This window comes from Pseudomonas sp. CCOS 191 (assembly GCF_001007005.1).
Taxonomy (GTDB): domain Bacteria; phylum Pseudomonadota; class Gammaproteobacteria; order Pseudomonadales; family Pseudomonadaceae; genus Aquipseudomonas; species Aquipseudomonas soli.
The window spans coordinates 427,213-453,515 of record NZ_LN847264.1 but is presented as its reverse complement, the minus strand read 5'-3'; the positions used below and the strand labels follow the sequence as shown (position 1 = coordinate 453,515).

The following is a 26,303-nucleotide window of genomic DNA, read 5'->3' as shown; positions in this document are numbered from 1 at the left end:
TTGCATTTTCACTGCATCCAGCACTATCCCGTGCGCGCCCCCGGGCCCGAGCCGTTGGGCGCCACTGTGCCAAAAGAGGTCAACGACACCTTATGACCATCAGCGATGCACAGCACCGTCTGCTTCTGGACAACCTGACCACGGCCACGCTCCTGCTCAATGCCGAACTGCGCCTGGAATACATGAATCCAGCCGCGGAAATGCTCCTGGCTGTCAGTGGCCAGCGCAGCCATGGCCAGTTCATCAGCGAGCTGTTCACCGAATCGGCCGAGGCACTCAACTCGCTGCGCCAGGCGGTGGAGCAGGCGCACCCGTTCACCAAGCGCGAAGCCCAGCTGACCTCGCTGACCGGCCAGAGCATCACCGTCGACTACGCCGTCACGCCTATCCTGCACCAAGGCCAGACCCTGCTGCTGCTGGAGGTGCACCCACGTGACCGCCTGCTGCGCATCACCAAGGAGGAGGCCCAGCTGAGCAAGCAGGAGACCACCAAGATGCTGGTGCGTGGCCTCGCCCACGAAATCAAGAACCCCCTCGGCGGCATTCGCGGCGCAGCGCAGTTGCTGGCCCGCGAGCTGCCCGAGGATGGCCTGCGCGATTACACCAATGTGATCATCGAAGAGGCCGACCGCCTGCGTAACCTGGTCGACCGTATGCTCGGCTCGAACAAGCTGCCGTCGTTGTCCATGACCAATATCCACGAAGTGCTCGAGCGGGTGTGCAGCCTGGTCGAGGCGGAGAGCCAGGGCGGCATCACCCTGGTGCGCGATTACGACCCGAGCCTGCCGGACGTGCTGATCGACCGCGAGCAGATGATCCAGGCCGTGCTCAACATCGTGCGCAACGCCATGCAGGCCATCGCCGGGCAGAACGAACTGCGCCTGGGCCGTATCACCCTGCGCAGCCGCGCCGTGCGCCAGTTCACCATCGGCCATGTGCGCCACCGCCTGGTGGCGCGGATCGAGATCATCGACAACGGCCCCGGCATCCCCGCGGAACTGCAGGACACGCTCTTCTATCCCATGGTCAGCGGCCGCCCGGACGGCACCGGGTTGGGCCTGGCCATCACCCAGAACATCATCAGCCAGCACCAGGGCCTGATCGAGTGTGAAAGCCACGCGGGCCACACCACCTTCTCGATCTACCTGCCCCTGGAACAAGGAGCCACTGCCCCATGAGCCGAAGTGAAACCGTCTGGATCGTCGATGATGATCGTTCCATCCGCTGGGTCCTGGAAAAGGCCCTGCAGCAGGAAGGCATGACCACCCAGAGCTTCGACAGCGCCGATGGTGTCATGGGCCGCCTGGCCCGCCAGCAACCGGACGTGATCATCTCGGATATCCGCATGCCCGGCGCCAGCGGTCTCGACCTGCTCGCCCAGATCCGCGACCAGCACCCTGGGCTGCCGGTGATCATCATGACCGCCCATTCCGACCTGGACAGCGCCGTGGCCTCTTACCAGGGCGGCGCCTTCGAGTACCTGCCCAAGCCGTTCGATGTCGACGAAGCAGTGTCGCTGGTCAAACGCGCCAACCAGCACGCCCAGGAGCAACAGGCCCTGGAAGTGCCCCAGGCGCTGGCCCGCACCCCGGAGATCATCGGCGAGGCACCGGCGATGCAGGAGGTGTTCCGTGCCATCGGCCGCCTCAGCCATTCCAACATCACCGTGCTGATCAATGGTGAGTCGGGTACCGGCAAAGAGCTGGTGGCCCATGCCCTGCACCGCCACAGCCCGCGTGCGGCATCGCCGTTCATTGCCCTGAACATGGCGGCGATCCCCAAGGACCTGATGGAGTCCGAACTGTTCGGCCATGAAAAGGGCGCCTTCACCGGCGCCGCCAACCTGCGTCGCGGGCGTTTCGAACAGGCCGACGGCGGCACGCTGTTCCTCGACGAGATCGGCGACATGCCCGCCGATACCCAGACCCGCCTGCTGCGAGTGCTGGCCGACGGCGAGTTCTACCGGGTCGGCGGCCATGTGCCGGTGAAGGTGGATGTGCGCATCATCGCCGCCACCCACCAGAACCTCGAGTCCCTGGTACAGGCCGGCAAGTTTCGTGAGGACCTGTTCCACCGCCTCAACGTGATCCGCATCCATATCCCGCGCCTGGCCGACCGGCGCGAGGACATCCCGGCGCTGGCCCGCCACTTCCTCGGCCGCGCTGCCCAGGAGCTGGCGGTGGAGCCCAAGCTGCTCAAGCCCGAGACCGAAGCGTTCATCCGCAACCTGCCCTGGCCGGGCAACGTACGCCAACTGGAGAACACCTGCCGCTGGATCACCGTGATGGCCTCCAGCCGCGAAGTGCTGGTCGGCGACCTGCCGCCAGAGCTGCTCAACCTGCCCCAGGACGCCGCGCCGGTGACCAACTGGGAACAGGCCCTGCGCCAGTGGGCCGACCAGGCCCTTGCCCGCGGCCAGACCAACCTGCTGGACAGCGCCGTGCCCAGTTTCGAGCGGATCATGATCGAAACCGCGCTCAAGCACACCGCTGGGCGACGTCGCGATGCGGCGCTGTTGTTGGGCTGGGGGCGCAATACCCTGACGCGCAAGATCAAGGAGCTGGGGATGAATGTCGCCGGAGGGGATGAGGACGAGGCGGAAGAGCACTGAGTCCAAACGTTGCAACGAATCGCAGGGCAAGCCCGCTCCCACGCTATTGATGTCGTGGGAGCGAGCTGGCCCCACGAGCGGTGCATGCACCGATTACGTGCCCCTTGCACCGTGACGAGGCAAATAATCCACCAAGACCGCTGTAGATACCGGCTAACCCCCTGTTTTTCCACACCGATAAAACTGGCACGACACCTGCAACAACCCAGACATCTCCAGTTTCGGGGACCCTGGTACAGGCAGGCCGGGATATCCCCTCTTTTATTCGTGCAGCCTGACCTGCACCCGCCAACGCCCCGCCTCCTGCGCGCCGGCCCATTCGCCGCGCAGGGGGCGCGCAGCGACCAGCGTCAACAGCAAGCCTTCCTCGCTCTTCTGCAAGCGCCAGCCCACCGGCTTGCCCTGCAACATCAACTGGCCACGCGCAGCCTTGCCCTCGGCCTGGAACACCACGGCCACGGTACCCTCGACATTCTCGCCATGCAGTTGCGGCTCTTCGTTGAACCACAGGTCCAGCCCGCCCTGCACCACCTCGACCTGCTCCAGCACCCGCTCCTCGGGCGCCGTCAGCCGGCCGATCATCAGGCCGACGAGCATGCCGAAGATCGCCAGCGACAGCAGCACCCGCGGCCAGGCCTTCGAACGCGGGTCGGGTTCGGGGGTAGAATGCTCGTCATCTTCACGCTTGGAGCCGTGCATGTTTCACGTCATCCTTTTTCAACCAGAAATTCCGCCGAATACCGGCAACATCATCCGCCTGTGCGCCAACAGCGGCTGCGCCCTGCACCTGATCGAGCCCATCAGCTTCGAACTGGACGACAAGCGCCTGCGCCGCGCGGGGCTGGACTACCATGAGTATGCCACGCTACAGCGCCACCAAAGCCTGGCCGAATGCCTGGAAAGCCTGAATCAGCCTCGACTGTTCGCGTTCACCACCAAAGGCTCGCACCCGTTTCATGAGGTCGAGTACCAGCCCGGTGACGCCTTCCTGTTCGGGCCCGAGAGTCGTGGCCTGCCGGCCGAGGTGCTGGACAGCCTGCCTGCCGAACAACGCCTGCGCCTGCCGATGCGGCCGGGGTGCCGGAGCTTGAACCTGTCCAATACCGTGGCGGTGACGGTGTACGAGGCGTGGCGCCAGCAGGGGTTTGCCGGAAGCTGATGCGCTTGCCGCTCGGGCCCGATCACCAGCAAGGCATGAAAAAGGCGACCACGAAGGTCGCCTTTTGCTTTACCGGCAGAAATTACTGCACGGTCGGCACTTCACCGGCTTCCTGCATGCGCTGCATCTCTTGCGCGTACAGGGCGTCGAAGTTGACCGGCGACAGCATCAGCGCCGGGAACGAACCACGGGTCACCAGGCTGTCCAGGGTCTCGCGGGCGTACGGGAACAGGATGTTCGGGCAGAACGCACCGAGGGTGTGGCTCATCGAAGCGGCATCGAGGTTGGCGATCAGGAAGATGCCGGCCTGTTGCACTTCGGCGATGAACGCCACTTCGTCACCGTTCTTGACGGTCACCGACAGGGTCAGCACCACTTCGTGGAAGTCGCCTTCCAGGGCTTTCTGGCGGGTGTTCAGGTCCAGCGATACGCTCGGCTCCCACTGCTGGCGGAAGATCTGCGGGCTCTTCGGAGCCTCGAACGACAGATCGCGCACGTAGATGCGCTGCAGGGAGAATTGTGGTGCGGTTTCTTCAGCACCAGCGCCGTTGTTCTGTTGGTCAGTCATGGCAGATCCTTTTCCTAATGTTCTTGAATGCAGTGCGAATCAGGCCGCCAGCAGCGCGTCGAGCTTGCCCGCGCGCTCCAGGGCATAGAGGTCATCGCATCCACCGACGTGCGTGCTGCCGATCCAGATCTGCGGCACCGAGGTACGGCCGGCCTTCTGGCTCATTTCGGCGCGAACCTGGGGTTTGCCGTCGACCTTGATCTCCTCGAACGCCACGCCCTTGCTCTCGAGCAGGTACTTGGCGCGCATGCAGTAGGGGCAGTAGTCGCTGGAATAGACGATGACGGGCTTCATATCACTTCACCAGGGGCAGGTTATCGGCTTTCCAGCTGGAAACGCCACCGCTGAGCTTGGCGGCGGTGTAACCAGCCTTGAGCAGTTCGCGGCACAGGGTACCGGACTGCTGGCCCATCGCGTCGACGACGATCAGGGTCTTGTCTTTGTGTTTTTCCAGCTCGGTCATGCGACCGGCCACTTTGTCCTGCGGCATGCTCAGCGCGCCGACGATATGCCCGGCCGAGTATTCCTTGGCGGTACGGATATCGATCACCACGGCCTTGTCGGCGTTGACCAGGGCGGTCAGTTGGCCGTTGCTCAGGCTCTGGCCGCCACGGCGGACTTCATTGACCAGCAGCAGGACCAGCAGGACGACGAAAATGGCCACCAGGATGAAGTGATCTGTCGCGAATTGAATCAGGTGAGCAACCATCAGGGGTGTTCCAGGCGATTGAAAATGGCGGCCAGTATACACAGCCCCCCATGACCGCCAAAGCCCACTGGGCTTGCGGCAAACGCGCCTTCATGTTGCATGCCTGACCGCGCTGGTCGGGCAATGGGAGGAATATTCGCCGTCGCTGGCGGATTTGCCCTAAAATGCGTGTCTTTATCATCTTTGAACAACCGTGAGTTTGATTGATGACGAGTACGCCTAAACCCCTGGTCCTGATCATCCTGGATGGCTTCGGTCACAGCGAAAGCCCCGAATACAACGCCATCTTCGCCGCCAACACTCCGGTCTACGACCGTCTGCGCGCCACCCAGCCGCACGGTCTGATCTCTGGCTCCGGCATGGACGTGGGGCTGCCCGACGGGCAGATGGGCAACTCGGAAGTCGGTCACATGAACCTCGGCGCCGGCCGCGTGGTGTACCAGGACTTCACCCGGGTGACCAAGGCCATCCGTGACGGCGAGTTCTTCGAAAACCCGATGCTCGTCGGTGCCGTGGAAAAAGCTGCCAGCGCCGGCAAGGCCGTGCATATCCTTGGCCTGCTCTCCGACGGCGGCGTGCACAGCCACCAGGACCACCTGATCGCCATGGCCGAACTGGCCGCGCAGCGTGGCGCCGAGAAGATCTACCTGCATGCCTTCCTTGACGGCCGCGACACGCCGCCGCGCAGCGCGCAGTCATCCATCGAACTGCTCGACGCCACCTTCGCCAAGCTCGGCAAGGGCCGCATCGCCAGCCTGATCGGCCGCTACTACGCGATGGACCGCGACAACCGCTGGGACCGCGTCAGCGCCGCCTACAACCTGATCGTCGACAGCGCCGCCGAATACACCGCAGCGACCGCCGTGGCCGGCCTTGAAGCCGCCTATGCCCGCGACGAGAGCGACGAGTTCGTCAAGGCCACGCGCATTGGCGAGGCGGTCAAGGTCGAAGACGGCGACGCGGTGATCTTCATGAACTTCCGAGCCGACCGCGCCCGCGAGCTGTCCCGCGTGTTCGTCGAGCCCGATTTCAATGAATTCCCGCGCGCGCGCCTGCCCAAGCTGGCGGCCTACATCGGCCTGACCCAGTACTCGGCGAAGATCCCGGCCCCGGCGGCTTTCGCCCCGGCCAGCCTGAACAACGTGCTCGGCGAGTACCTGGCGAAGAACGGCAAGACCCAGCTGCGCATCGCCGAAACCGAGAAGTACGCCCACGTCACTTTCTTCTTCTCGGGCGGGCGCGAAGAGCCGTTCGAAGGCGAAGAACGCATCTTGATCCCGTCGCCGAAAGTCGCCACCTACGACCTGCAGCCGGAAATGAGCGCCCCGGAAGTCACCGACCGTATCGTCGAGGCCATCGAGCAGCAGCGTTATGACGTGATCGTGGTCAACTACGCCAACGGCGACATGGTCGGCCACACCGGCGTGTTCGATGCCGCGGTCAAGGCCGTGGAAGCGCTGGATCGCTGCGTCGGCCGCATCGTCGAGGCGCTGGACAAGGTCGGCGGCGAAGCCCTGATCACTGCCGACCACGGCAACGTCGAGCAGATGGAAGACGAATGCACCGGCCAGGCGCACACCGCCCACACCACCGAGCCGGTGCCATTCATCTATGTCGGCAAGCGCAACGTGCAAGTCCGTGACGGCGGTGTGCTGGCAGACGTGGCGCCGACCATGCTCGAGCTGCTGGGGCTGGAAAAACCGGCGGAGATGACCGGTACCTCGATCCTGATCGACGCTTGATCGGTGTACTGGGGCCGCTTTGCGGCCCTTTCGCTGCGGTTCGTCGCCACGACAAGCCAGCTCCCACACGTTTGAGTCAGGCACTTATCCTGTGGGAGCCGGCTTGCCGGCGAAAAGGGCTGCACAGCAGCCCCAATACACATGAATTCCAGACCAACGCCCCGCCGCACACGCCGCTGGGCGTTTTTTTTGCACGCCTGCGCGGGCATACTAGACCAGTCTCCATCCCTGGTACGCCCAACCCCATGCTCCGCGCCCTGTTCCTACTCGCCCTGTCATGTCTGCTTGCCCCGGCCTTCGCTGCCGATGAGCGCGCACAGACCCAACAACAGCTGGACGCCACCCGCCAGGACATCGCCGAGCTGAAAAAGATGCTGGGCAAGCTCCAGGAGGAGAAGTCCGGCGTGCAGAAAGACCTCAAGGCCACCGAGACCGATATCGGCAAACTCGAAAAACAGGTGGAGGCACTGCAGCAAGAACTAAAAAAGACCGAGGGCGAGCTGGAGCGCCTTGACCACGAGAAAAAAAAACTCCAGAGCGCCCGCGTTGAACAACAACGCCTGATTGCCATCCAGGCCCGTTCGGCCTACCAGAACAACGGTCGCGAGGAATACCTCAAGCTGCTGCTGAACCAGCAGAATCCCGAGAAGTTCGCCCGCACCCTCACCTATTACGACTATCTCAGCAAAGCGCGCATGGACCAGTTGCGCACCTTCAACGAGACCTTGCGCCAGCTGGCCAATGTCGAGCAGGACATCGCCGGCCACCAGCAACAGTTGCTGGCACAGCGTGCCGAGCTCGACACTCAACGCCAGGCCCTGATCGCCGAACGCGACAAGCGCCAGCAGGTGCTGGCCAAGCTCAGCAGCGACATGAAGGAACGCGACCAGAAGCTGCAGAGCCGCGAGCAGGACCAGGCCGACCTGGGCAAGGTGCTCAAGACTATCGAGGAAACCCTCGCCCGCCAGGCTCGCGAGGCCGAGGAGGCCCGCCAGCGGGCCCTGCTGGCCAAACAGGAAGAAGAGCAGCGCCGCAAGGCGCAGGCCCTGGCCGCCGCGACCCGCAAGCAGGAGCCCGAGGAAGCCCCGAAGAAGGCCCGGACTACCTTGGGCCCGGTGGTTTCCAGCGACACGGCCAGCTATGGCGGCGCATTTTCTTCGGCACGGGGAAAACTTCCATGGCCGGTCAATGGTCGATTGCTGGCACGCTTCGGTGACACCCGCGGCGGTGATGCGCGGGCCAAGTGGGACGGGGTGATGATCAGCGCCAGCGCGGGCACCCAGGTGCGCGCCGTGCATGGCGGGCGGGTGGTGTTCGCCGACTGGTTGCGCGGCGCCGGACTTCTGGTCATTCTCGACCATGGCAATGGCTACCTGAGCCTGTACGGCCACAACCAGAGCCTGCTCAAGAGCGCCGGCGACATCGTCAAGGCCGGCGAAGCCATCTCCACGGTCGGCGACAGTGGCGGCCAGGACAGCGCCGGCCTGTACTTCGCGATTCGCCAGCAGGGCCAGCCCACCGACCCCGCGCAATGGTGTCGCGGTTAGTTAGTGCTACTTTTACGGCGCCGCCCACGAAACGGCGACGCCGATGCTCCCAGCGGGAGCACCAACAGGATCAGGAGTTCGTTCGACATGCTGCACTCGCCTCGCCTCACCCAGCTGGCCCTGACCATCGCCCTGGTCATCGGCGCGCCCCTGGCCATTGCCGCCGAACCGGCCAAGCCAGCGGCCAAGCAGGCCGCGGTGCCGGCCACCGAGGTGACCGCCAAGGCGCCCCTGCCGCTGGAAGAGCTGCGCACCTTCGCCGAGGTCATGGACCGCATCAAGGCGGCCTATGTGGAACCTGTCGACGACAAGACCCTGCTGGAAAACGCCATCAAGGGCATGCTCAGCAACCTTGACCCGCACTCGGCCTACCTCGGCCCCGAAGACTTCCAGGAGCTGCAGGAAAGCACCAGCGGCGAGTTCGGCGGCCTGGGGATAGAGGTCGGCATGGAGGACGGCTTCGTCAAGGTGGTCTCGCCCATCGACGACACCCCGGCCTCCCGCGCGGGCATCGAGGCCGGCGACCTGATCGTCAAGATCAACGGCGCGCCAACCCGTGGCCAGACCATGACCGAGGCCGTGGACAAGATGCGCGGCAAGATCGGCGAAAAGATCACCCTCACCCTGGTGCGCGACGGCGGCACGCCGTTCGACGTGACGCTGGCCCGCGCGGTGATCCAGGTCAAGAGCGTCAAGAGCCAGTTGCTGGAGAACGACTACGGTTACATCCGCATCACCCAGTTCCAGGTCAAGACCGGCGACGAGGTGGGCAAGGCCCTGGCCAAGCTGCGCAAGGACAACGGCAAGAAGCTGCGCGGCGTGGTTCTCGACCTGCGCAACAACCCCGGCGGCGTGCTGCAGTCGGCGGTCGAAGTGGCCGACCACTTCCTCACCAAAGGCCTGATCGTCTACACCAAGGGCCGCATCGCCAACTCCGAGCTGCGCTACTCCGCCGACCCGGCCGATGCCAGCGAAGGCGTGCCACTGGTGGTATTGATCAACGGCGGCAGCGCCTCGGCTTCGGAGATCGTCGCCGGCGCCCTGCAGGATCAGAAGCGCGCCGTGCTGATGGGTACTGACAGCTTCGGCAAGGGCTCGGTGCAGACCGTGCTGCCACTGGCCAACGACCGCGCCCTGAAGCTCACCACCGCGCTGTACTTCACCCCCAATGGCCGGTCGATCCAGGCCCAGGGCATCGTCCCGGACATCGAAGTGCGCCCGGCCAAGCTGACCGCCGAAGCCGACAACGACAACTTCAAGGAAGCCGACCTGCAGGGCCACCTGGGCAACGGCAACGGCGGCGCCGACCGACCGACCGGCAGTGCCAAGCGCAAGGATCGCCCGCAGGACAACGACTTCCAGCTCAGCCAGGCTCTCAGCCTGCTCAAGGGCCTGAACATCACCAAGGGTGACTGATACCCGCCATGCGTTATCTGCTGTCCCTGCTGGTCTGCCTGCTGGCCGGCGTCGCGCAAGCGGCCCCGGCCAAGGCCTACATGAGCATCATCATCGACGACCTGGGCCAGAGCAGCGAACGCGACAGCCGTACGCTCGCCCTGCCCGGCCCGGTGACCATGGCGATCATGCCCGACACCCCGCACGCCACCGACTTCGCCCGCCAGGCCCACAAGGCCGGGCGCACGGTTATCCTGCACATGCCCATGGACCCTGCCACCGGGCCCTACGCCTGGCATCCAGGCGTCGCCCTCGACGAACTGGCCCGGCGCCTGGATGCCGCCCTGGCCAAGGTGCCCTACGCCGCCGGCATCAACAACCACATGGGCAGCCGCATGACCGCCCAGCGCGAGCCCATGACCTGGTTGATGGGTGAACTGCAACGCCGCCATCTGTTCTTCGTCGACAGCCGCACCAGTGCGGCGACGGTGGCGGCGGCAGAGGCCCAGGCGCTGGGGTTGGCGCATCTCTCGCGGGATGTTTTTCTTGACGACGTACGAACGAACGAGGCCATTGCCGGGCAACTGCGTCTTGGTATCGAGGTGGCCCGCAAGCAGGGTTCGGCGGTACTGATTGGGCACCCATATCCGCAGACACTGAGCGTCCTGGCGCAAGAGATTCCCCGGCTCAAGAGCCAGGGGATCGAGTTGATCAGCCTGCGGCAGATGATCGCCGAACGCGGCAACCAGGCCATGCCCGCCCATGGCAGGCATGGCCGCTACACGAATGCGAGCCCTGTCAGAAAGGAATGACCCCTGTGCCTCGGGAGGACCTCCTGGAAGTAGTCGCCCACTGACACCGAAAACAAAAAGGGCCCGGCTCTCACGAACCGGGCCCTTGCCTGACATCAGCCGATATCAGCTGTACACACGCCCCAGCAGCTGGCGGTGGCTTTCGAACTGATCAAGCACGTCACGCACGATCTGCTCGCGGGTGAAGCCCATCAGGTCGTACTCCTGGCTGCCGTCGTGCAGGTACACCTCGGCACGATAGAAGCGCTGCTGCACTTCCGGCTCGCCCTCGACCGGCGCCTCGCTCGGCGCGGCCAGGTAGCCATCCAGGCTGGCCTCGTAGACGAAGGGGTTGCCCTCTTCCATCATCACTCGCAGGCCCATCATGTTGCGCGACTGACCTACCCGGGTCTCGACCTCGAAGCCCAGGGTACGCAGCTGCTCGGCGGCTTCTTTCAGCGCCGGGCTGACCTGTTTGTCCATGAACCGCTGCACCACGGCCTGGGTCGGCTGCAGGTCCAGCTGGCTGAGACGCTCGCTGAAACCGCGACGGCCACGAGCGGCCAGTTCGGCGCGCTCGCTCTCGACCGCGACGTCCTGCTTCATGGCCTTCATCAGGCCGAACATGAACAGCACCAGGACCACCGAGAACGGCAGGCCGGCCAGTACCACCATGGTCTGCATGGCTTCGAAGTTACCGGCGAACAGCAGGCCGATGGTGACCAGGGTGATGACCACCGACCAGAACACCACCATCCAGTGCGGTGCGTCTTCGTCGACCTTGCCGCCTTTGCACGACAGGTTGGCCATCATCACCGCGCCGGAGTCGGCCGGGGTGAGGAACAGCACGAAGCCGACGAACACCGCCAGGCCGATGACGATCTTGGCGGCCGGGAAGAATTCCAGCAGCTGGTAGATAGACATCGATGGCTGTTCGAGCGCGGTCTTGCCCAGTTCCACCGCACCCTGGTTGATCACCAGGTCCAGCGCGGTGTTACCGAAGATCGACAACCAGGCCAGGGTGAAGCCCAGCGGGATCAGCAGCACGCCGCTGACCAGCTGGCGTACGGTCCGGCCCTTGGAGATACGGGCGATGAACATGCCGACGAACGGGCCCCAGGAGATCCACCAGGCCCAGTAGAACACGGTCCACAGGCCCAGCCAGCGCTCGGACTTGTCGTTGTCACCTTCATAGACATAGAGGTCGAAGGTCTTCAGCACGACACCGTTGAGGTAGTCACCGACGTTCTGCACGAAGCCGTTGAGCAGGTGCAGGGTATTGCCGGCCAGCAGCACGAAGATCAGCAGGCCGCTGAACAGCAGGATGTTCAGGTTGGACAGGCGGCGGATGCCGTTCTCCACGCCCGACACCGCGGCCACGGTAGCCACGCCGGCCATGACCAGGATCACCACCAGCAGGTTGGTCTTGCTGTGGTCCATGCCGAACAGGTATTCCAGGCCCGAGGCCACCTGCATCGAGCCGATACCCAGGTTGGTCACCAGGCCCAGCAGGGTGACGAACATGCCGAAGATGTCCACGGCATGGCCAGCGCCGCCCTTGACCCAACGCTCGCCGACCAGCGGGTACAGCGCCGAACGCAGTGCCAGCGGCTGGTTGTGGCGGTAGGCGAAGTAACCGACGGCAAGGCCGACCAGGGCGTAGATCGCCCAGCCGTGCAGGCCCCAGTGCAGGAAGGTCAGCTGCAGGCCCTGGCGCGCGGCCTCGAGGCTGGCAGGCGTACCTTCCGGCGGGTTGAAGTAGTGGTCCAGCGGCTCGGAAGCGCCGAAGTACAGCAGCGAGATACCGATACCGGAGGAGAACAGCATGCCGGCCCAGGCGCCGTAGCTGAAGTCCGGGGTGTCGTCCTTGCCGCCCAGCTTGAGCTTGCCGAAGTCGGAGAAGGCCAGGTAGACGACGAACAGCAGGTAACCACAGATGACCAGCATGTAGTACCAGCCAAAGGTGCGGGTCAGCCATTTCTGGGCGACGCCCAGCACCTGGCCGGCGGCTTCGGGTACAGCGATCAGCAAGGCAGTCAGAACGAGGATCATCAGCGCCGAGGTGTAGAACACCACGCGATTGACCCGTACCCGCTCGGCGGGGGGCTTTGTCAGGGAGGCAGAACTCATTGCACGAATGCTCCGGGCAGTGCGGCAGTGGAGGCTAAACAGTTATTTCCCACGCAATTGGTGCAATAGCCCTACTGCGACAGGTGTTATAAAAGCACCCTGGAAACCGTGATCCCGAATAGGAACGTTGCAAAAAAATCAGACCGGTCGCCTGTGGAAAACCCTGCCCTCCATAAGGAGGTGCGCGCATTCGCCACAGACACCTGGCCCGCTCCAAGGGCCGGCCGCGCAGCCAGTGGCTGCTCGGCAAAATCTGTCTTTCGCATCGCCCATGCCCGTCAACGCCTTGTATTCCGGGGGTTACGCGATTTCCTGGGGTGTCGATTCGTGCTTCTGTGACCGTCCGAAAACTGTCAATGGCACAAATTGTCGCAGAGCTTATTCTTTATTGATTGAACGTTCAATCAAAACAAAATAGACTGGCCTTCGCCGAGGCAGCCGCTTGTCGTCTGCCCGCAGGCCTGAGGAGATAGCAAGATGCCCAAGGTCGGTATGCAACCCATCCGCCGCCAGCAGTTGATCGAAGCCACCTTGCAGGCGGTCGATCAGGTCGGACTGGGAGATGCCAGCATTGCGCTGATTGCCCGTTTGGCCGGTGTGTCGAACGGCATCATCAGTCACTACTTTCAGGACAAGAACGGCCTGATCGCAGCGACGATGCGCTACATCATGAACATGCTCAACGAGGGTGTGATCGCGCGTCGTCAGGCCCTCACGGACGACAGCCCGCGTGCCCACCTGAAGGTGATCATCGAAGGCAACTTCGATGCGAGCCAGGTGAATGGCCCGGCAATGAAAACCTGGCTGGCCTTCTGGGCCTCCAGCATGCACCAGCCGTCTTTGCACAGGTTGCAGCGGATCAACGACCACCGCCTGTATTCCAACCTGTGCTGCCAGTTCCGCCGCGTCCTGCCGCTCTACCATGCGCGCAAGGCTGCCCGCGGCCTGGCAGCGTTGATCGACGGCCTGTGGCTGCGTGGCGCCCTGTCGGGTGACGCATTCGACACCGAGCAGGCAATACGCATCGCTTACGAATACATGGATCTACAACTGGCTAAGCAGCAGACCCTGGGCACAACCGACCAGGCCGCTGAACAGCCGCGCGCAGCGACCAGCCAACCGGCGGGAGCGTGACGCGGCAGCCAACCACACACTGCACTTGCGAGGACACTATGGCCCGTTTCGGAACGCAAAAACTCTACATCGATGGCGCTTACGTCGACGCTGGCAGCGATGCCACCTTCGAAGCCATCAACCCAGCTACCGGCGAAGTCCTCGCCCACGTGCAGCGCGCAACTCAAGCTGACGTCGAGAAGGCCGTCGAAAGCGCCGAGCGTGGCCAGAAAGTCTGGGCCGCCATGACCGCCATGCAGCGTTCGCGCATCCTGCGCCGCGCCGTCGACATCCTGCGCGAGCGCAACGACGAGCTGGCCATGCTGGAAACCCTGGACACCGGCAAGTCGTACTCCGAAACCCGCTACGTCGACATCGTCACCGGCGCCGACGTGCTGGAATACTACGCAGGCCTGGTACCGGCCATCGAAGGCGAGCAGATCCCGCTGCGCGAATCGTCCTTCGTCTATACCCGCCGCGAGCCGCTGGGCGTGACCGTCGGCATCGGCGCCTGGAACTACCCGATCCAGATCGCCCTGTGGAAATCCGCCCCGGCCCTGGCCGCCGGCAACGCGATGATCTTCAAGCCGTCGGAAGTCACCTCGCTGACCACCCTGAAACTGGCCGAGATCTTCACCGAAGCCGGCCTGCCGAACGGCGTGTTCAACGTCCTGACCGGCAGCGGTCGCGAAGTCGGCACCTGGCTGACCGAGCACCCGCGCATCGAGAAAGTCTCCTTCACCGGCGGCACCACCACCGGCAAGAAAGTCATGGCCAGCGCCTCGAGCTCGTCGCTCAAGGAAGTCACCATGGAGCTGGGCGGCAAGTCGCCGCTGATCATCTGCGACGACGCCGACCTGGACAAGGCCGCCGACATCGCCATGATGGCCAACTTCTACAGCTCCGGTCAGGTCTGCACCAACGGCACCCGCGTGTTCATCCCTGCCGCGATGAAAGCCGCCTTCGAAGCCAAGATCGCCGAGCGCGTCGCCCGCATCCGTGCCGGCAACCCGGAAGACGAGAACACCAACTTCGGCCCGCTGGTCAGCTTCCAGCACATGGAAAGCGTGCTGTCCTACATCGCCAAGGGTAAAGAAGAAGGCGCCCGCGTCCTCTGCGGCGGTGAGCGTCTGCTGGACGGCGACTTCGCCAAGGGCGCGTTCGTCGCCCCGACCGTGTTCACCGACTGCACCGACGACATGACCATCGTCAAGGAAGAGATCTTCGGCCCAGTGATGAGCATCCTCAGCTACGAGACCGAGGAAGAAGTCATCCGTCGCGCCAACGACACCGAATACGGCCTGGCCGCCGGTGTCTGCACCAACGACATCAGCCGCGCCCACCGCATCATCCACAAGCTCGAAGCCGGTATCTGCTGGATCAACGCCTGGGGCGAGTCGCCGGCCGAAATGCCGGTTGGCGGTTACAAGCAGTCGGGCGTCGGCCGTGAAAACGGTGTCAGCTCGCTGGCTCAATACACTCGCATCAAGTCGGTTCAGGTCGAGCTGGGCGGCTACAACTCGGTTTTCTAAACCTGGTCCCGCCACGCCCGCGCCCTTGAGCGCGGGCGTTTCCGCTCCCTGACAACTGCCAACGAGGGTACTTCAATGTCCCAAGAATTCGATTACATCATCGTCGGTGCCGGCTCGGCCGGTAACACCCTGGCCACCCGCCTGACCGAAGACGCCAGCGTCACCGTCCTGCTGCTCGAAGCCGGCGGCCCGGACTACCGCTTCGACTTCCGCACCCAGATGCCCGCCGCCCTGGCCTTCCCCCTGCAGGGTCGTCGCTACAACTGGGCCTACGAGACCGATCCGGAGCCGCACATGGACGGCCGCCGCATGGAATGTGGCCGCGGCAAGGGCCTGGGTGGCTCCTCGCTGATCAACGGCATGTGCTACATCCGCGGTAACGCCATGGACTTCGACGGCTGGGCTGAACTGCCAGGCCTCGAAGACTGGACCTACCTGGACTGCCTGCCGTACTTCCGTAAGGCCGAAACCCGCGACATCGGCCCGAACGACTACCACGGCGGCGAAGGCCCGGTCAGCGTGGCCACGCCGAAAGCCGGCAACAACCCGCTGTTCCACGCCATGGTCGAAGCCGGCGTGCAGGCCGGCTACCCGCGTACCGAAGACCTCAACGGCTACCAGCAGGAAGGTTTCGGCCCGATGGACCGTTCGGTGACCAAGAACGGCCGTCGTTCCAGCACCGCCCGCGGCTACCTGGACCAGGCCAAGAAGCGCCCGAACCTGACCATCGTCACCCACGCCCTGAGCGACCGCGTGCTGTTCGACAACAAGCGCGCTGTTGGCGTGACCTACCTGGTTGGTGACAGCGAAGAGCGCGTCGAAGCCCGCGCCCGCAAGGAAGTCATCGTTTCCTCCGGCGCCATCGCCTCGCCGCAACTGCTGCAGCGCTCCGGCGTCGGCCCGCGCGCCCTGCTGGAAAGCCTCGACATCCCGGTGGTCCACGACCTGCCGGGCGTCGGCGAGAACCTGCAGGACCACCTCGAGCTGTACCTGCAGTACGCCTGCACCCAGCCGGTGTCGCTGTACCCGTCGCTGCTGTGGTGGAACCAGCCGGCCATCGGTGCCGAGTGGCTGTTCAACGGCACCGGCATCGGCGCCAGCAACCAGTTCGAGGCCGGTGGTTTCATCCGCACCCGTCCTGAATTCAAGTGGCCGAACATCCAGTACCACTTCCTGCCGGTAGCGATTAACTACAACGGCTCGAACGGTGTGAAAGAGCACGGCTTCCAGGCGCACATGGGCTCCATGCGCTCGCCGGCCCGTGGTCGCATCCAGGCCAAGTCGAAGAACCCGCGCCAGCACCCGAGCATCCTGTTCAACTACATGTCCACCGAGCAGGACTGGCAGGAATTCCGCGACGGCATCCGCCTGACCCGCGAAATCATGGCACAGCCGGCGCTGGACCCGTACCGCGGCCGCGAGATCAGCCCGGGCGCGCACGTGCAGACCGATGAAGAGCTGGACAAATTCATCCGCGAGCACGCCGAAACCGCCTTCCACCCGTCCTGCTCGTGCAAGATGGGCACCGACGACATGGCAGTGGTCGATGCCGAAGGCCGCGTGCACGGCATGCAGGGCCTGCGCGTGGTCGATGCGTCGATCATGCCGCTGATCATCACCGGCAACCTCAACGCCACCACGATCATGATCGCCGAGAAGATCTCGGACAAGATCCGTGGCCGCAAGCCGCTGCCGCGCAGCACCGCCAAGTACTACGTGGCGGGCGATGCACCGGTGAAGGGCAAGGCGATGCGTGAAGTGAAGCAGGCCTGAACCTGCGCCGACTCAATCGCGGATAAATCCGCTCCTACAAACGCGTAGCACCTTGTAGGAGCGGATTCATCCGCGAAGGGCCAGCACTGACCACACAAGAAAAGGCACCTTACGAGGTGCCTTTTCTACATCTGCAGAAACGCTTTACAGCCTGCCAATTCATCAGGTTAGAATCGATTGGCACGCGACCTGCTAGTTCACAGTTGCAAGTTCCTTTCCCCGCTGTCCCGGAGTACCTGCCTTTGGATGCAAGCACCATCAACAGCCTGTTCCTGATCGGCGCATTGCTGGTGGGCGCAAGTATCCTGGTCAGCTCGCTGTCATCGCGCCTGGGCATCCCTATCCTGGTCATCATCCTCGCCGTCGGCATGGTCGCGGGCGTGGACGGTGGCGGCATCATCTTCAACAATTACCCGACCGCCTACCTGGTGGGCAACCTGGCGCTTGCCGTCATCCTGCTCGACGGTGGCCTGCGCACCCGGGTGGCGAGCTTCCGCGTGGCGCTGTGGCCGGCGCTGTCGCTGGCCACGGTGGGCGTGTTGATCACCACCGGGCTGACCGGCATGGTCGCCGCCTGGCTGTTCGACCTGAGCCTGATCCAAGGCCTGCTTATCGGCGCCATCGTCGGCTCCACCGACGCCGCGGCGGTGTTCTCGCTGCTCGGCGGCAAGGGCCTCAACGAACGGGTCACCGCCACCCTGGAAATCGAGTCGGGCAGCAACGACCCGATGGCGGTGTTCCTCACCGTGACCCTGATCGACATGATCGCCAGCGGCCAGACCGGCCTGCACTGGAGCCTGCTCACCCACCTGCTGCGCGAGTTCGGCATCGGCGGCCTGATGGGCCTGGGCGGCGGCTGGCTGATGCTGCAACTGGTCAACCGCATCAACCTGGCCGGCGGCCTGTACCCGATCCTGGTGGTGGCCGGCGGCCTAGTGGTGTTCTCCCTGACCAACGCCCTGCACGGCAGCGGTTTCCTCGCGGTTTACTTGTGCGGGCTGGTGCTGGGCAACAAGCCGATCCGCAGCCGCCACGGCATCCTGCACATGCTCGACGGCATGGCCTGGCTGGCCCAGATCGGCATGTTCCTGGTGCTCGGCCTGCTGGTCACGCCCCACGACCTGCTGCCCATCGCCCTGCCCGCCCTGGGCCTGGCACTGTGGATGATCCTGGTGGCCCGACCACTGTCGGTGGTCGCCGCCTTGCTGCCATTCAAGGCCTTCCATGGTCGCGAGAAAGGCTTCATCAGCTGGGTCGGCCTGCGCGGCGCGGTGCCGATCATCCTGGCGGTGTTCCCGCTGATGGCCGGCCTGCCCCAGGCCCAGCTGTTCTTCAACCTGGCGTTCTTCATCGTGCTGGTGTCGCTGCTGGTGCAAGGCACCAGCCTGCCGTGGATGGCCAAGCTGCTGAAGGTCACGGTACCGCCGGACCCGGCACCGATTTCCCGCTCCGCGCTCGAAGTGCACGTCACCAGCGAATGGGAGCTGTTCGTCTACCGCCTGGGCGCCGAAAAATGGTGCATCGGCGCCGCCCTGCGCGAGCTGAAGATGCCCGAGGGCACGCGGATCGCCGCCTTGTTCCGTGGCGAACAGCTGCTGCACCCGTCGGGCAGCACCGTGCTGGAGGTCGGCGACATGCTTTGCGTGATCGGCCACGAACATAACCTGCCGGCGCTGGGCAAGCTGTTCAGCCAGGCGCCGCAACGCGGCCTGGATCTGCGCTTCTTCGGCGACTTCGTGCTCGAAGGCGATGCCGAGCTGGGCGCGGTGGCTGCACTTTATGGCCTGAAACTCGATGGCCTGGACGCGAAGATGCCGCTGGCGCAGTTCATCCGACAAAAGGTCGGAGGCGCTCCAGTAGTAGGCGACCAGATCGAATGGCACGGTACGATCTGGACCGTCGCGGTCATGGACGGGAACAAGATCCAGAAAGTGGGCGTCAGATTCCCCGAAGGTACCCGCCCCGGCCCCGGGCTGTTCCTCTAAACTCCGATTTGCCGCGTAACACAAGAACTCTGCCTATGTCCCTGCGTGACCATTGCCGCGCAGCCCTGCTGGGGCTGTGCCTGACCCTCTCGCTCGCCGCCGGCGCGGTGGAAATCCCGACCACTCCGGGCATCCAGAGCAGCCTGAGCAAGATCGCCGAGCGCAAACTGCCGGAAACCGAGCAGAAAGCCGTGCAGCAGGTGCTGGAACAGACCCTGGCGCTGCTCAACGCCCGCGACGACAGCGAAAAGAAGCTCGAAGCCCTCAAGCAGCAGCTGGCCAACGCCCCCCAGGAGATCCGCGACAGCCAGCGCGAGCTGATCAAGCTCAAAGCCTCCAGCGTCGTGCCCGTGGCGCAGCGCTACGCCAACCTGACGGTGCCGCAGCTCGAGCAGATGCTCAGCGAGCGCAGCACTCAGCAGGGCGATCTGCAGAAGGCGCTGTCCGAAGCCAACAGCCTGATCATCAACTCCCAGACCCGCCCCGAGCGCGCCCAGGCCGAGATCAGCGGCAACCAGATGCGTGCCCAGCAGATCAACAACAGCCTCAAGAGCGGCAAGGACAACGGCAAGTCGATCAATGCCGACCAGCGCAACCAGCTCAACGCCGAGCTGGCCTCGCTCAACGCCCTGACCCTGCTGCGTCGCCAGGAACTGGCCGGCAACAGCGTGCTGCAGGACCTGGGCAACGCCCGCCACGACCTGCTGATCGAGCGCGCCACTCGCCAGGAACAGGAAATCCAGGACCTGCAGACGCTGATCAACGAAAAACGCCTGGCGCAGTCGCAACAGGCCGTCACCCGCCAGTCAATCGAGGCGCAGAAGGCCGGCGGCAGCAACTTGCTGGCCACCGAAAGCACCGCCAACCTCCAGCTGTCCGACTACCTGCTGCGCAGCACCGACCGCCTCAACGAGGTGACCCAGCAGAACCTGCGCACCAAGCAGCAGCTCGACAGCCTCACCCAGGCCGACCAGGCCCTGGACGAGCAGATCAATGTGCTCAAGGGCAGCCTGTTGCTGTCGAAGATTCTCTACAAGCAGAAGCAGGCCCTGCCGCACCTGAAGCTCGACCGCAACTTGGCCGACCAGATCGCCGATATCCGTCTGTACCAGTTCGAGATCAATCAGGAACGCGAACAGATGAGCAGCCCGTCCAACTATGTGGACAAGCTGCTGGCCAGCCAGCCCGAGGAAGATGTCACCCCGCAGTTGCGCAAGGCCCTGCTGGAAGTGGCGATCACCCGGGGCGACCTGCTCGAGCGCTTGAACCGCGAGCTGTCGGCGCTGCTCAACGAATGCATCACCCTGCAACTGAACCAGAAACAACTGCTGAGCACTGCCCAGAACCTGCGCACCACGCTGGAAGAGCAGATGTTCTGGATCCCCAGCAACAAGCCGCTGGACTGGCAGTGGCTGCGCGAAGTACCCGAGGGCCTGGCCTACCAGGTGGCCAGCCTGCCTTGGGGCGCGGGTATCAAGGAGCTGGGCGACGGCCTGGTGCAGCAACCACTGCTGTTCCTGCCGCTGATCCTGGTGATCGGTGCCCTGCTGTGGCGGCGCAAGGCCCTGTACCGGCGCCTGGGCAAGGTCCACCAGGACATCGGCCACTTCAAGCGCGACAGCCAGTGGCATACGCCCCAGGCGATCCTGATCAACATCCTGCTGGCACTGCCGGTGGCCCTGGCGCTTACCCTGGGCAGCTACGCCCTGCAACTCGACGCCCGCGGGCAGAACGCCAACCTCGGCGCCGCCCTGTGGCAGATCGCCCAGGCCTGGCTGGTGTTCTACACCGCGTACCGCATCCTTGCCCCGGGCGGCGTTGCCGAGATTCACTTCCGCTGGCACAAGCCCCAGGTCGAGTTCCTGCGCGGCTGGGTGCGCCGACTCGGTACCGTGGTGCTGGCCCTGGTCGGCGTGGTGGCGGTGGCCGAGCACCAGCCCTCGGCGCTGGCAGACGACGTACTGGGCATCGGCGTGGTGCTGACCTGCTATGCACTGATGGCCTGGCTGCTCAGCCGACTGCTGCTGAGCAGCCCCGCGCACCAGGACACCTCGCTGTTCCGCAAGGCGGTCGGGGTGGCCTTCACCGCCCTGCCCATCGCCCTGTTCGTGGCGGTGTGCTTCGGCTACTACTACACCGCCCTCAAGCTTACCGACCGGCTGATCTACACCCTTTACCTGCTGTTGTTCTGGCTGGTGATCGAGGCCGCGTTCGTGCGTGGCCTGTCGGTGGCGGCGCGGCGCCTGGCCTACCAGCGCGCCCTGAGCAAACGCCAGGCCGCCAAGGAGGGCCTGGATGGCGAGGTGGTGGTCGAGGAGCCGACCCTGGACATCGAGCAGGTCAACCAGCAGTCGCTGCGCCTGATCCGCCTGGCCCTGCTCGGCGGCTTCATCGGCGGCTTGTACTGGGTCTGGGCGGACCTGATCACGGTGTTCGCCTACCTCAACAACATCACCCTTTACGAGTACAGCAGCGGCACCGGCGCAGCTGCCAGCATGGTGCCGATCAGCCTCGGCGACCTGCTCGGCGCCATGGTCATCGCCGGCATCGCCGTGGCCCTGGCCAGCAACCTGCCCGGCCTGCTCGAAGTACTGGTGCTGTCGCGACTGAACCTGGCCCAGGGCAGCGCGTACGCCATTACCACGCTGTTGTCCTATGTGATCGCCGGGGTCGGTATCGTCAGCACCCTGGCCACCCTCGGAGTCAGCTGGGACAAGCTGCAGTGGCTGGTCGCGGCCCTGTCACTGGGCCTGGGCTTCGGCATGCAGGAGATCTTCGCCAACTTCATCTCCGGCATCATGATCCTGTTCGAACGCCCGGTACGCATCGGCGACACCATCACCATCGGCAACCTGTCCGGCACGGTGAGCAAAATCCGTATCCGCGCCACCACCATCACCGACTTCGACCGCAAGGACATCATCGTCCCCAACAAGACCTTCATCACCGGCCAGCTGATCAACTGGTCGCTTACCGACACCGTCACCCGGGTGACGCTGAAGCTGGGCATCGACTACGGCTCGGACCTGGACCTGGTGCGCGACCTGCTGCTCAAGGGCGCCCACGAGAACCCGCGGGTGCTGAAGGACCCGGAGCCGCTGGTGTACTTCCTCAACTTCGGCGAAAGCTCGCTGGACCACGAGCTGCGCATGCACGTGCGCGATCTCGGTGACCGCAATCCGACGCTGGACGAGCTCAACCGCTATATCAACCGTGAGTTCAAGGCGCACAACATCAAGATCTCGGTGCGCCAGGTGGAGGTGTTCCTCATGGACGCGAAGAACGGCAAGCAGCAGTTGATCCCGATGGACAGCAAACCGGACAGCACGCCGCCGAGCTGAGTGGACTGCGACAGGCATGCCCTCCAGAATGCAGGCGAGGGCTTTGCCCTCGATCGCCGGCAAGCCGGCTCCCACAAGATGGCATGCCTTGCCCTGTGGGAGCCGGCTCGCCGGCGAAAGGGCCGCACAGCGGCCCCAATGGCACCGAATTCAGGAGCAGGCCCCGTGAAGTCCCTCGACCAACTCACCTTCGACAACCGCTTCGCCCAACTCGGCGATGCCTTCTCCACCCAGGTCCTGCCCGACCCGATCGCCGATCCACGCCTGGTCGTTGCCAGCGATTCGGCCATGGCCCTGCTCGACCTCGACCCGGCCCAGGCCGAGCTGCCGGTGTTCGCCGAGCTGTTCAGCGGCCACAAACTCTGGGAAGAGGCCGACCCGCGGGCGATGGTCTACTCGGGCCACCAGTTCGGCTCCTACAACCCGCGCCTGGGCGATGGCCGCGGCCTGCTGCTGGGCGAGATCCTCAACGAGGCCGGCGAACACTGGGACCTGCACCTCAAGGGCGCCGGCCAGACGCCTTACTCACGCATGGGTGATGGCCGGGCCGTGCTGCGCTCGTCGATTCGCGAGTTTCTCGCCTCCGAGGCCCTGAGCGCGCTGGGCATCCCCAGCAGCCGGGCGCTGTGCGTGATCGGCTCGAGCACCACGGTGTGGCGGGAAACCCGCGAAAGCGCCGCGATGCTGCTGCGCCTGGCCCAGAGCCATGTGCGCTTCGGCCATTTCGAGTACTTCTACTACACGAAACAGCCAGAGCAGCAGCGAGTGCTCATCGACCATGTGCTGCACCAGCACTATCCCGAATGCCGCGACGCCGCACAGCCTTACCTGGCCATGTTCCGCACCATTGTCGAACGCAACGCCGAGCTGATCGCTCGCTGGCAGGCCTACGGCTTCTGTCACGGGGTGATGAATACCGACAACATGTCGATCCTCGGCATCACCTTCGACTTCGGCCCCTACGCCTTCCTCGACGACTTCGACGCCAACTTCATCTGCAACCACTCCGACGACCGCGGCCGCTACAGCTACGCCAACCAGGTGCCGATCGCCCACTGGAACCTCAGCGCCCTGGCCCAGGCCCTGACCACGGTGATCGAGGTCGAGGCACTGAAGGAGACGCTGGCGCTGTTCCTGCCGCTGTACCAGGCCCACTATCTGGACCTGATGCGCCGCCGCCTGGGCCTGACCACTGCCGAGGACGACGACATGACCCTGGTCGAACGCCTGCTGCAACGCATGCAGAGCGGCGGCGTGGACTACACGCTGTTCTTCCGCCGTCTGGGCGAGCAACCGGTGGCCGAGGCCCTGCAAGTGGTGCGCGACGATTTCGTCGACCTGGCCGGTTTCGATGCCTGGGGTACGGACTACCTGGCACGCTGCGAGCGTGAGCCGGGTAATGCCGAAGGTCGCCGTGAGCGGATGCATGCGGTCAACCCGCTGTACATACTGCGCAATTATCTGGCGCAGAAGGCCATCGAAGCGGCAGAGGCCGGTGACTACAGTGAAGTGCGTCGGCTGCATCAGGTGCTGAGCAAACCGTTCGAGGAACAGCCCGGGATGCAAACGTATGCCGAGCGACCACCGGAGTGGGGCAAGCACCTGGAGATCAGCTGTTCGTCCTGATTTCATTGCTGCACGTGAAACTCTGCGAGGGCTTCGCCCCCGATCGCCGGCAAGCCGGCTCCCACAATGAGCGCGCCAACCCTGTGGGAGCCGCAGTTCGCCGCAGCATCTTTCGACTGGAGACCCCGATGCCCAATCCGCTGGTAATCCCCTGCCCCCACTGCAACGGCCTCAACCGCATCCCCGCCGAGCGCCTGGGCGACACGCCGAAATGCGGCCGCTGCAAACAGAACGTGCTGCTGAGCACCTCGTTCGAGCTGACCGATGGCAACTATGCCGCCCAGATCAAAGGTGATCTGCCGCTGCTGCTGGATGTCTGGGCCGACTGGTGCGGTCCGTGCAAGAGCTTCGCCCCGACCTTCGAACAAGCCGCTCGCCAGCTGGAGGGCCGCTGCCGCCTGGCCAAGCTCGACAGCGAGGCCAACCGCAACCTGGCCGGCCAGCTGGGTATCCGCTCGATCCCGAGCCTGATCCTGTTCAAGAATGGCCGCGAAGTGACCCGCCAGGCCGGCGCGTTTCCGCTCCAGTCATTGCTGGAGTGGCTGCGCGGGCAAGGGGTCTAGAGAGAGGTTAACTACGCTCCCGCAAGAAGTGACTCGTAGGGGATCCTCAAGCCATCGTGAAGGCGTTTGATCATCGAAAGACTCAAGCCACGCTTGCCATTCAACACTTCGGAAACGCGTCCACTAGGGCCGATGTATCGCTCAAGGTCACGTGCTGTAAGCCCCTGCTGATCCATGCAGAACTTGATGGCCTCAATAGGGTTGGCGGCTTGAATGGGATAGTGCTTGTTCTCATAGACTTCGATCAATGTAACAAGCACTTCCATTTCATCGGCCTCAGGCGTGCCGGGCTCGGCCTGGAAAATGACTTCCAACCGCTTGAACGCGGCGTGCAGGTCATCATCACTGCGGATAGGCTTAATATTCATTGATCGTCTCCACGTCGATCTCGTCATAACGCTTGTGCGTACCGACGAATTTGACCCAGGCAATGCCGGACTGGTACTGCATTTCCACTACGAGGCGGTATTTATTGCCTCCGATGTTGAAGACCACGCGGTTGTTGGCACAGACACTGGCATTACCAATCTGGTCTTTCACGTCCTGAGGCGAAGACCAGACGGCCTTGAGCACCAAGTCATGCCAACTCTCCAGTGGTGCCTTGGCGTCCTCATGCCCTGGCATCTCCCAGAACCTGACCAGCGTTCGCTTTGCAATTATCCGCATCCCGGCGCCATCTCCCGTTTTGGGAGATAGTAGTGATGAGCTGCGTGAGCCGCAAGCGCAGTCCGTCCGAACTAGGCGCTGCGCTCCAGCAGATCATGCAACTCGACGAACTGCTGGGTCAGCTTGTGCCGTGGCTCCAGGTGGATCAGCGGCAGGCTGGCGTGGTGTGACTCACGCATCTTCACCGAACTGCCGAGGTAAACCGGTAGCACCGGCAGGCCCTCGGCCAGCAGTTCGTCGAGCATCTGCTGGGGCAGGCTGGCGCGGGACTGGAACTGGTTGACCACGATGCCCTCGACCATCAGCTCATCGTTGTGGTCCTCCTTGAGCTCATCGATCTCGGCCAGCAGGCCATACAGGGCCTGGCGCGAGAAGCTGTCGCAATCGAAGGGGATCAGCACGCGATCGGCCGCGATCAATGCGGAAACCGCGTAAAAATTGAGTGCTGGAGGGGTATCGATATAGATCCGCTCGTAATCCTCGTCCAACTCGTCGAGCAGTTTGCGCAGCTTGTTGATCTTGTGCTTGGCCTCGAGCTTGGGCTGCAGGTCGGCCAGCTCCGCAGTGGCAGTCACCACATGGAGATTATCGAAGGGCGTTTCGTAGATATCGACCTTGTTCTTCTTGGCGAACGGCCCGCTGGACAGCGACTGCTTGAAGAAGTCGGCGATGCCCATGGGGATGTCGTCACCAGTCAGGCCGGTGAGGTATTGAGTGGAATTGGCCTGGGCATCCAGGTCGATCAATAGGGTCCGATAACCTTCGCTGGCACTGACCGCTGCCAGATTGCAGGCAATGCTCGACTTACCCACACCACCTTTCTGATTGAACACCACGCGCCGCATGACAGACCTCCGTGTATCAACGAATGCCCGAGTATGTGGCGACACCGCGCCATTGGCCAGCGTTGTTCGCGCAAGCCATCCGACAACCGATTATCGGAAATCCCCCGCCAACGATGCAGAGTTATCTCAGATGCGTGTGAAGAATGTCTAAGAGCCACCAGGTGGATTGATACAGGTCCCGTGCACCGCGATAATGCGCGCCACCTT

Annotated in this window: 22 protein-coding genes; 14 read left to right on the top strand and 8 right to left on the bottom strand. The window is 64.0% G+C overall.

From position 1 onward, the window contains the following. Window positions 1–92 precede the first annotated feature (92 nt). The gene (gene glnL, locus CCOS191_RS02180; protein ID WP_046853886.1) at window positions 93–1,178 is read left to right on the top strand and encodes a nitrogen regulation protein NR(II); all 1,086 of its coding nucleotides are present in this window, start codon (window positions 93–95) and stop codon (window positions 1,176–1,178) included. Then, entirely contained in the window at window positions 1,175–2,611 is a 1,437-nt protein-coding gene (gene ntrC, locus CCOS191_RS02175; RefSeq protein WP_046853885.1) for a nitrogen regulation protein NR(I), read from the top strand. Before glnL ends, ntrC begins: the two co-directional genes overlap by 4 nt. A 261-nt stretch (window positions 2,612–2,872) precedes the next feature. On the opposite strand, the gene CCOS191_RS02170 is transcribed toward ntrC, so the two are convergent. Continuing rightward, window positions 2,873–3,310 (bottom strand): hypothetical protein, encoded by a 438-nt coding sequence (locus CCOS191_RS02170; RefSeq protein ID WP_046853884.1) that lies wholly within the window; start codon window positions 3,308–3,310, stop codon window positions 2,873–2,875. Between CCOS191_RS02170 and trmL the strand changes: the two genes are divergently transcribed. Next, a complete protein-coding gene (gene trmL, locus CCOS191_RS02165) occupies window positions 3,309–3,770 on the top strand; it encodes a tRNA (uridine(34)/cytosine(34)/5-carboxymethylaminomethyluridine(34)-2'-O)-methyltransferase TrmL (protein WP_031314454.1) in 462 nt (153 codons plus the stop codon). The two genes, CCOS191_RS02170 and trmL, sit on opposite strands and share 2 nt — an antisense overlap. 82 nt (window positions 3,771–3,852) lie before the next feature. Here the strand turns inward: trmL and secB are convergent, their stop codons facing one another. The 3 genes from secB to CCOS191_RS02150 are packed head-to-tail and all read right to left on the bottom strand — an operon-like array spanning window position 3,853 to window position 5,047. Beyond that, window positions 3,853–4,338, bottom strand: a complete 486-nt coding sequence (gene secB / locus CCOS191_RS02160; RefSeq protein ID WP_023628821.1) for a protein-export chaperone SecB — start codon at window positions 4,336–4,338, stop codon at window positions 3,853–3,855. 39 nt (window positions 4,339–4,377) lie between these two features. After that, entirely contained in the window at window positions 4,378–4,632 is a 255-nt protein-coding gene (grxC, locus tag CCOS191_RS02155; RefSeq protein WP_003249204.1) for a glutaredoxin 3, read from the bottom strand. Window position 4,633: 1 nt separating this feature from the next. Continuing rightward, window positions 4,634–5,047, bottom strand: coding sequence for a rhodanese-like domain-containing protein (locus CCOS191_RS02150; RefSeq protein WP_023628822.1), 414 nt, complete (start codon window positions 5,045–5,047; stop codon window positions 4,634–4,636). A 206-nt stretch (window positions 5,048–5,253) separates the two neighbouring features. Between CCOS191_RS02150 and gpmI the strand changes: the two genes are divergently transcribed. From gpmI to CCOS191_RS02130, 4 genes are all read left to right on the top strand, one after another. Further along, on the top strand, window positions 5,254–6,789 hold the full coding sequence (gene gpmI / locus CCOS191_RS02145) for a 2,3-bisphosphoglycerate-independent phosphoglycerate mutase (RefSeq protein ID WP_046853883.1): 1,536 nt from the start codon (window positions 5,254–5,256) through the stop codon (window positions 6,787–6,789). A gap of 245 nt (window positions 6,790–7,034) precedes the next feature. Then, complete coding sequence (locus CCOS191_RS02140) at window positions 7,035–8,336, top strand: murein hydrolase activator EnvC family protein (protein ID WP_046853882.1); 1,302 nt, start codon at window positions 7,035–7,037, stop codon at window positions 8,334–8,336. 87 nt (window positions 8,337–8,423) lie between these two features. After that, window positions 8,424–9,752 (top strand): S41 family peptidase, encoded by a 1,329-nt coding sequence (locus tag CCOS191_RS02135; RefSeq protein WP_046853881.1) that lies wholly within the window; start codon window positions 8,424–8,426, stop codon window positions 9,750–9,752. 8 nt (window positions 9,753–9,760) lie between these two features. Beyond that, on the top strand, window positions 9,761–10,543 hold the full coding sequence (locus CCOS191_RS02130; RefSeq protein ID WP_046853880.1) for a divergent polysaccharide deacetylase family protein: 783 nt from the start codon (window positions 9,761–9,763) through the stop codon (window positions 10,541–10,543). Between the two features lie 105 nt (window positions 10,544–10,648). Here the strand turns inward: CCOS191_RS02130 and CCOS191_RS02125 are convergent, their stop codons facing one another. Continuing rightward, window positions 10,649–12,652, bottom strand: coding sequence for a BCCT family transporter (locus CCOS191_RS02125; protein WP_046853879.1), 2,004 nt, complete (start codon window positions 12,650–12,652; stop codon window positions 10,649–10,651). 477 nt (window positions 12,653–13,129) lie between these two features. Between CCOS191_RS02125 and betI the strand changes: the two genes are divergently transcribed. From betI to trxC, 7 genes are all read left to right on the top strand, one after another. Next, on the top strand, window positions 13,130–13,786 hold the full coding sequence (gene betI / locus CCOS191_RS02120; protein ID WP_046853878.1) for a transcriptional regulator BetI: 657 nt from the start codon (window positions 13,130–13,132) through the stop codon (window positions 13,784–13,786). Window positions 13,787–13,824: 38 nt separating this feature from the next. After that, a complete protein-coding gene (gene betB / locus CCOS191_RS02115; RefSeq protein ID WP_046853877.1) occupies window positions 13,825–15,297 on the top strand; it encodes a betaine-aldehyde dehydrogenase in 1,473 nt (490 codons plus the stop codon). 75 nt (window positions 15,298–15,372) lie between these two features. Then, window positions 15,373–17,070, top strand: a complete 1,698-nt coding sequence (betA, locus tag CCOS191_RS02110; protein ID WP_046853876.1) for a choline dehydrogenase — start codon at window positions 15,373–15,375, stop codon at window positions 17,068–17,070. A 242-nt stretch (window positions 17,071–17,312) separates the two neighbouring features. Then, window positions 17,313–19,055, top strand: a complete 1,743-nt coding sequence (locus tag CCOS191_RS02105; RefSeq protein ID WP_046853875.1) for a potassium/proton antiporter — start codon at window positions 17,313–17,315, stop codon at window positions 19,053–19,055. Window positions 19,056–19,090: 35 nt separating this feature from the next. Next, window positions 19,091–22,396: a mechanosensitive channel MscK gene (gene mscK, locus CCOS191_RS02100; protein ID WP_046853874.1), complete on the top strand. Its 3,306-nt coding sequence runs from the start codon at window positions 19,091–19,093 to the stop codon at window positions 22,394–22,396. A gap of 165 nt (window positions 22,397–22,561) precedes the next feature. Beyond that, complete coding sequence (gene selO / locus CCOS191_RS02095) at window positions 22,562–24,022, top strand: protein adenylyltransferase SelO (RefSeq protein WP_046853873.1); 1,461 nt, start codon at window positions 22,562–22,564, stop codon at window positions 24,020–24,022. 128 nt (window positions 24,023–24,150) lie between these two features. Next, the gene (trxC, locus tag CCOS191_RS02090; RefSeq protein ID WP_046853872.1) at window positions 24,151–24,585 is read left to right on the top strand and encodes a thioredoxin TrxC; all 435 of its coding nucleotides are present in this window, start codon (window positions 24,151–24,153) and stop codon (window positions 24,583–24,585) included. Between the two features lie 11 nt (window positions 24,586–24,596). On the opposite strand, the gene CCOS191_RS02085 is transcribed toward trxC, so the two are convergent. The 3 genes from CCOS191_RS02085 to CCOS191_RS02075 all read right to left on the bottom strand — a co-directional run bounded on the left by CCOS191_RS02085 (window position 24,597) and on the right by CCOS191_RS02075 (window position 26,096). Beyond that, the gene (locus tag CCOS191_RS02085) at window positions 24,597–24,953 is read right to left on the bottom strand and encodes a helix-turn-helix domain-containing protein (protein WP_031314915.1); all 357 of its coding nucleotides are present in this window, start codon (window positions 24,951–24,953) and stop codon (window positions 24,597–24,599) included. Then, the gene (locus CCOS191_RS02080; protein ID WP_046853871.1) at window positions 24,943–25,251 is read right to left on the bottom strand and encodes a type II toxin-antitoxin system HigB family toxin; all 309 of its coding nucleotides are present in this window, start codon (window positions 25,249–25,251) and stop codon (window positions 24,943–24,945) included. The genes CCOS191_RS02085 and CCOS191_RS02080 overlap by 11 nt, the downstream gene beginning before the upstream one ends. Window positions 25,252–25,322: 71 nt before the next feature. After that, the gene (locus CCOS191_RS02075) at window positions 25,323–26,096 is read right to left on the bottom strand and encodes a ParA family protein (protein WP_046853870.1); all 774 of its coding nucleotides are present in this window, start codon (window positions 26,094–26,096) and stop codon (window positions 25,323–25,325) included. Window positions 26,097–26,303 lie beyond the last annotated feature (207 nt).

Coding starts and splice junctions, on each gene's coding strand:
- mscK (WP_046853874.1), top strand. CDS start 19,091: ATGTCCCTGCGTGACCATTGCCGCGCAGCCCTGCTGGGGCTGTGCCTG.
- grxC (WP_003249204.1), bottom strand. CDS start 4,632: ATGAAGCCCGTCATCGTCTATTCCAGCGACTACTGCCCCTACTGCATG.
- CCOS191_RS02075 (WP_046853870.1), bottom strand. CDS start 26,096: ATGCGGCGCGTGGTGTTCAATCAGAAAGGTGGTGTGGGTAAGTCGAGC.
- CCOS191_RS02170 (WP_046853884.1), bottom strand. CDS start 3,310: ATGCACGGCTCCAAGCGTGAAGATGACGAGCATTCTACCCCCGAACCC.
- CCOS191_RS02130 (WP_046853880.1), top strand. CDS start 9,761: ATGCGTTATCTGCTGTCCCTGCTGGTCTGCCTGCTGGCCGGCGTCGCG.
- CCOS191_RS02085 (WP_031314915.1), bottom strand. CDS start 24,953: ATGAATATTAAGCCTATCCGCAGTGATGATGACCTGCACGCCGCGTTC.
- gpmI (WP_046853883.1), top strand. CDS start 5,254: ATGACGAGTACGCCTAAACCCCTGGTCCTGATCATCCTGGATGGCTTC.
- betI (WP_046853878.1), top strand. CDS start 13,130: ATGCCCAAGGTCGGTATGCAACCCATCCGCCGCCAGCAGTTGATCGAA.
- betB (WP_046853877.1), top strand. CDS start 13,825: ATGGCCCGTTTCGGAACGCAAAAACTCTACATCGATGGCGCTTACGTC.
- CCOS191_RS02125 (WP_046853879.1), bottom strand. CDS start 12,652: ATGAGTTCTGCCTCCCTGACAAAGCCCCCCGCCGAGCGGGTACGGGTC.
- CCOS191_RS02080 (WP_046853871.1), bottom strand. CDS start 25,251: ATGCGGATAATTGCAAAGCGAACGCTGGTCAGGTTCTGGGAGATGCCA.
- glnL (WP_046853886.1), top strand. CDS start 93: ATGACCATCAGCGATGCACAGCACCGTCTGCTTCTGGACAACCTGACC.
- ntrC (WP_046853885.1), top strand. CDS start 1,175: ATGAGCCGAAGTGAAACCGTCTGGATCGTCGATGATGATCGTTCCATC.
- trxC (WP_046853872.1), top strand. CDS start 24,151: ATGCCCAATCCGCTGGTAATCCCCTGCCCCCACTGCAACGGCCTCAAC.
- secB (WP_023628821.1), bottom strand. CDS start 4,338: ATGACTGACCAACAGAACAACGGCGCTGGTGCTGAAGAAACCGCACCA.
- CCOS191_RS02135 (WP_046853881.1), top strand. CDS start 8,424: ATGCTGCACTCGCCTCGCCTCACCCAGCTGGCCCTGACCATCGCCCTG.
- trmL (WP_031314454.1), top strand. CDS start 3,309: ATGTTTCACGTCATCCTTTTTCAACCAGAAATTCCGCCGAATACCGGC.
- CCOS191_RS02140 (WP_046853882.1), top strand. CDS start 7,035: ATGCTCCGCGCCCTGTTCCTACTCGCCCTGTCATGTCTGCTTGCCCCG.
- CCOS191_RS02150 (WP_023628822.1), bottom strand. CDS start 5,047: ATGGTTGCTCACCTGATTCAATTCGCGACAGATCACTTCATCCTGGTG.
- betA (WP_046853876.1), top strand. CDS start 15,373: ATGTCCCAAGAATTCGATTACATCATCGTCGGTGCCGGCTCGGCCGGT.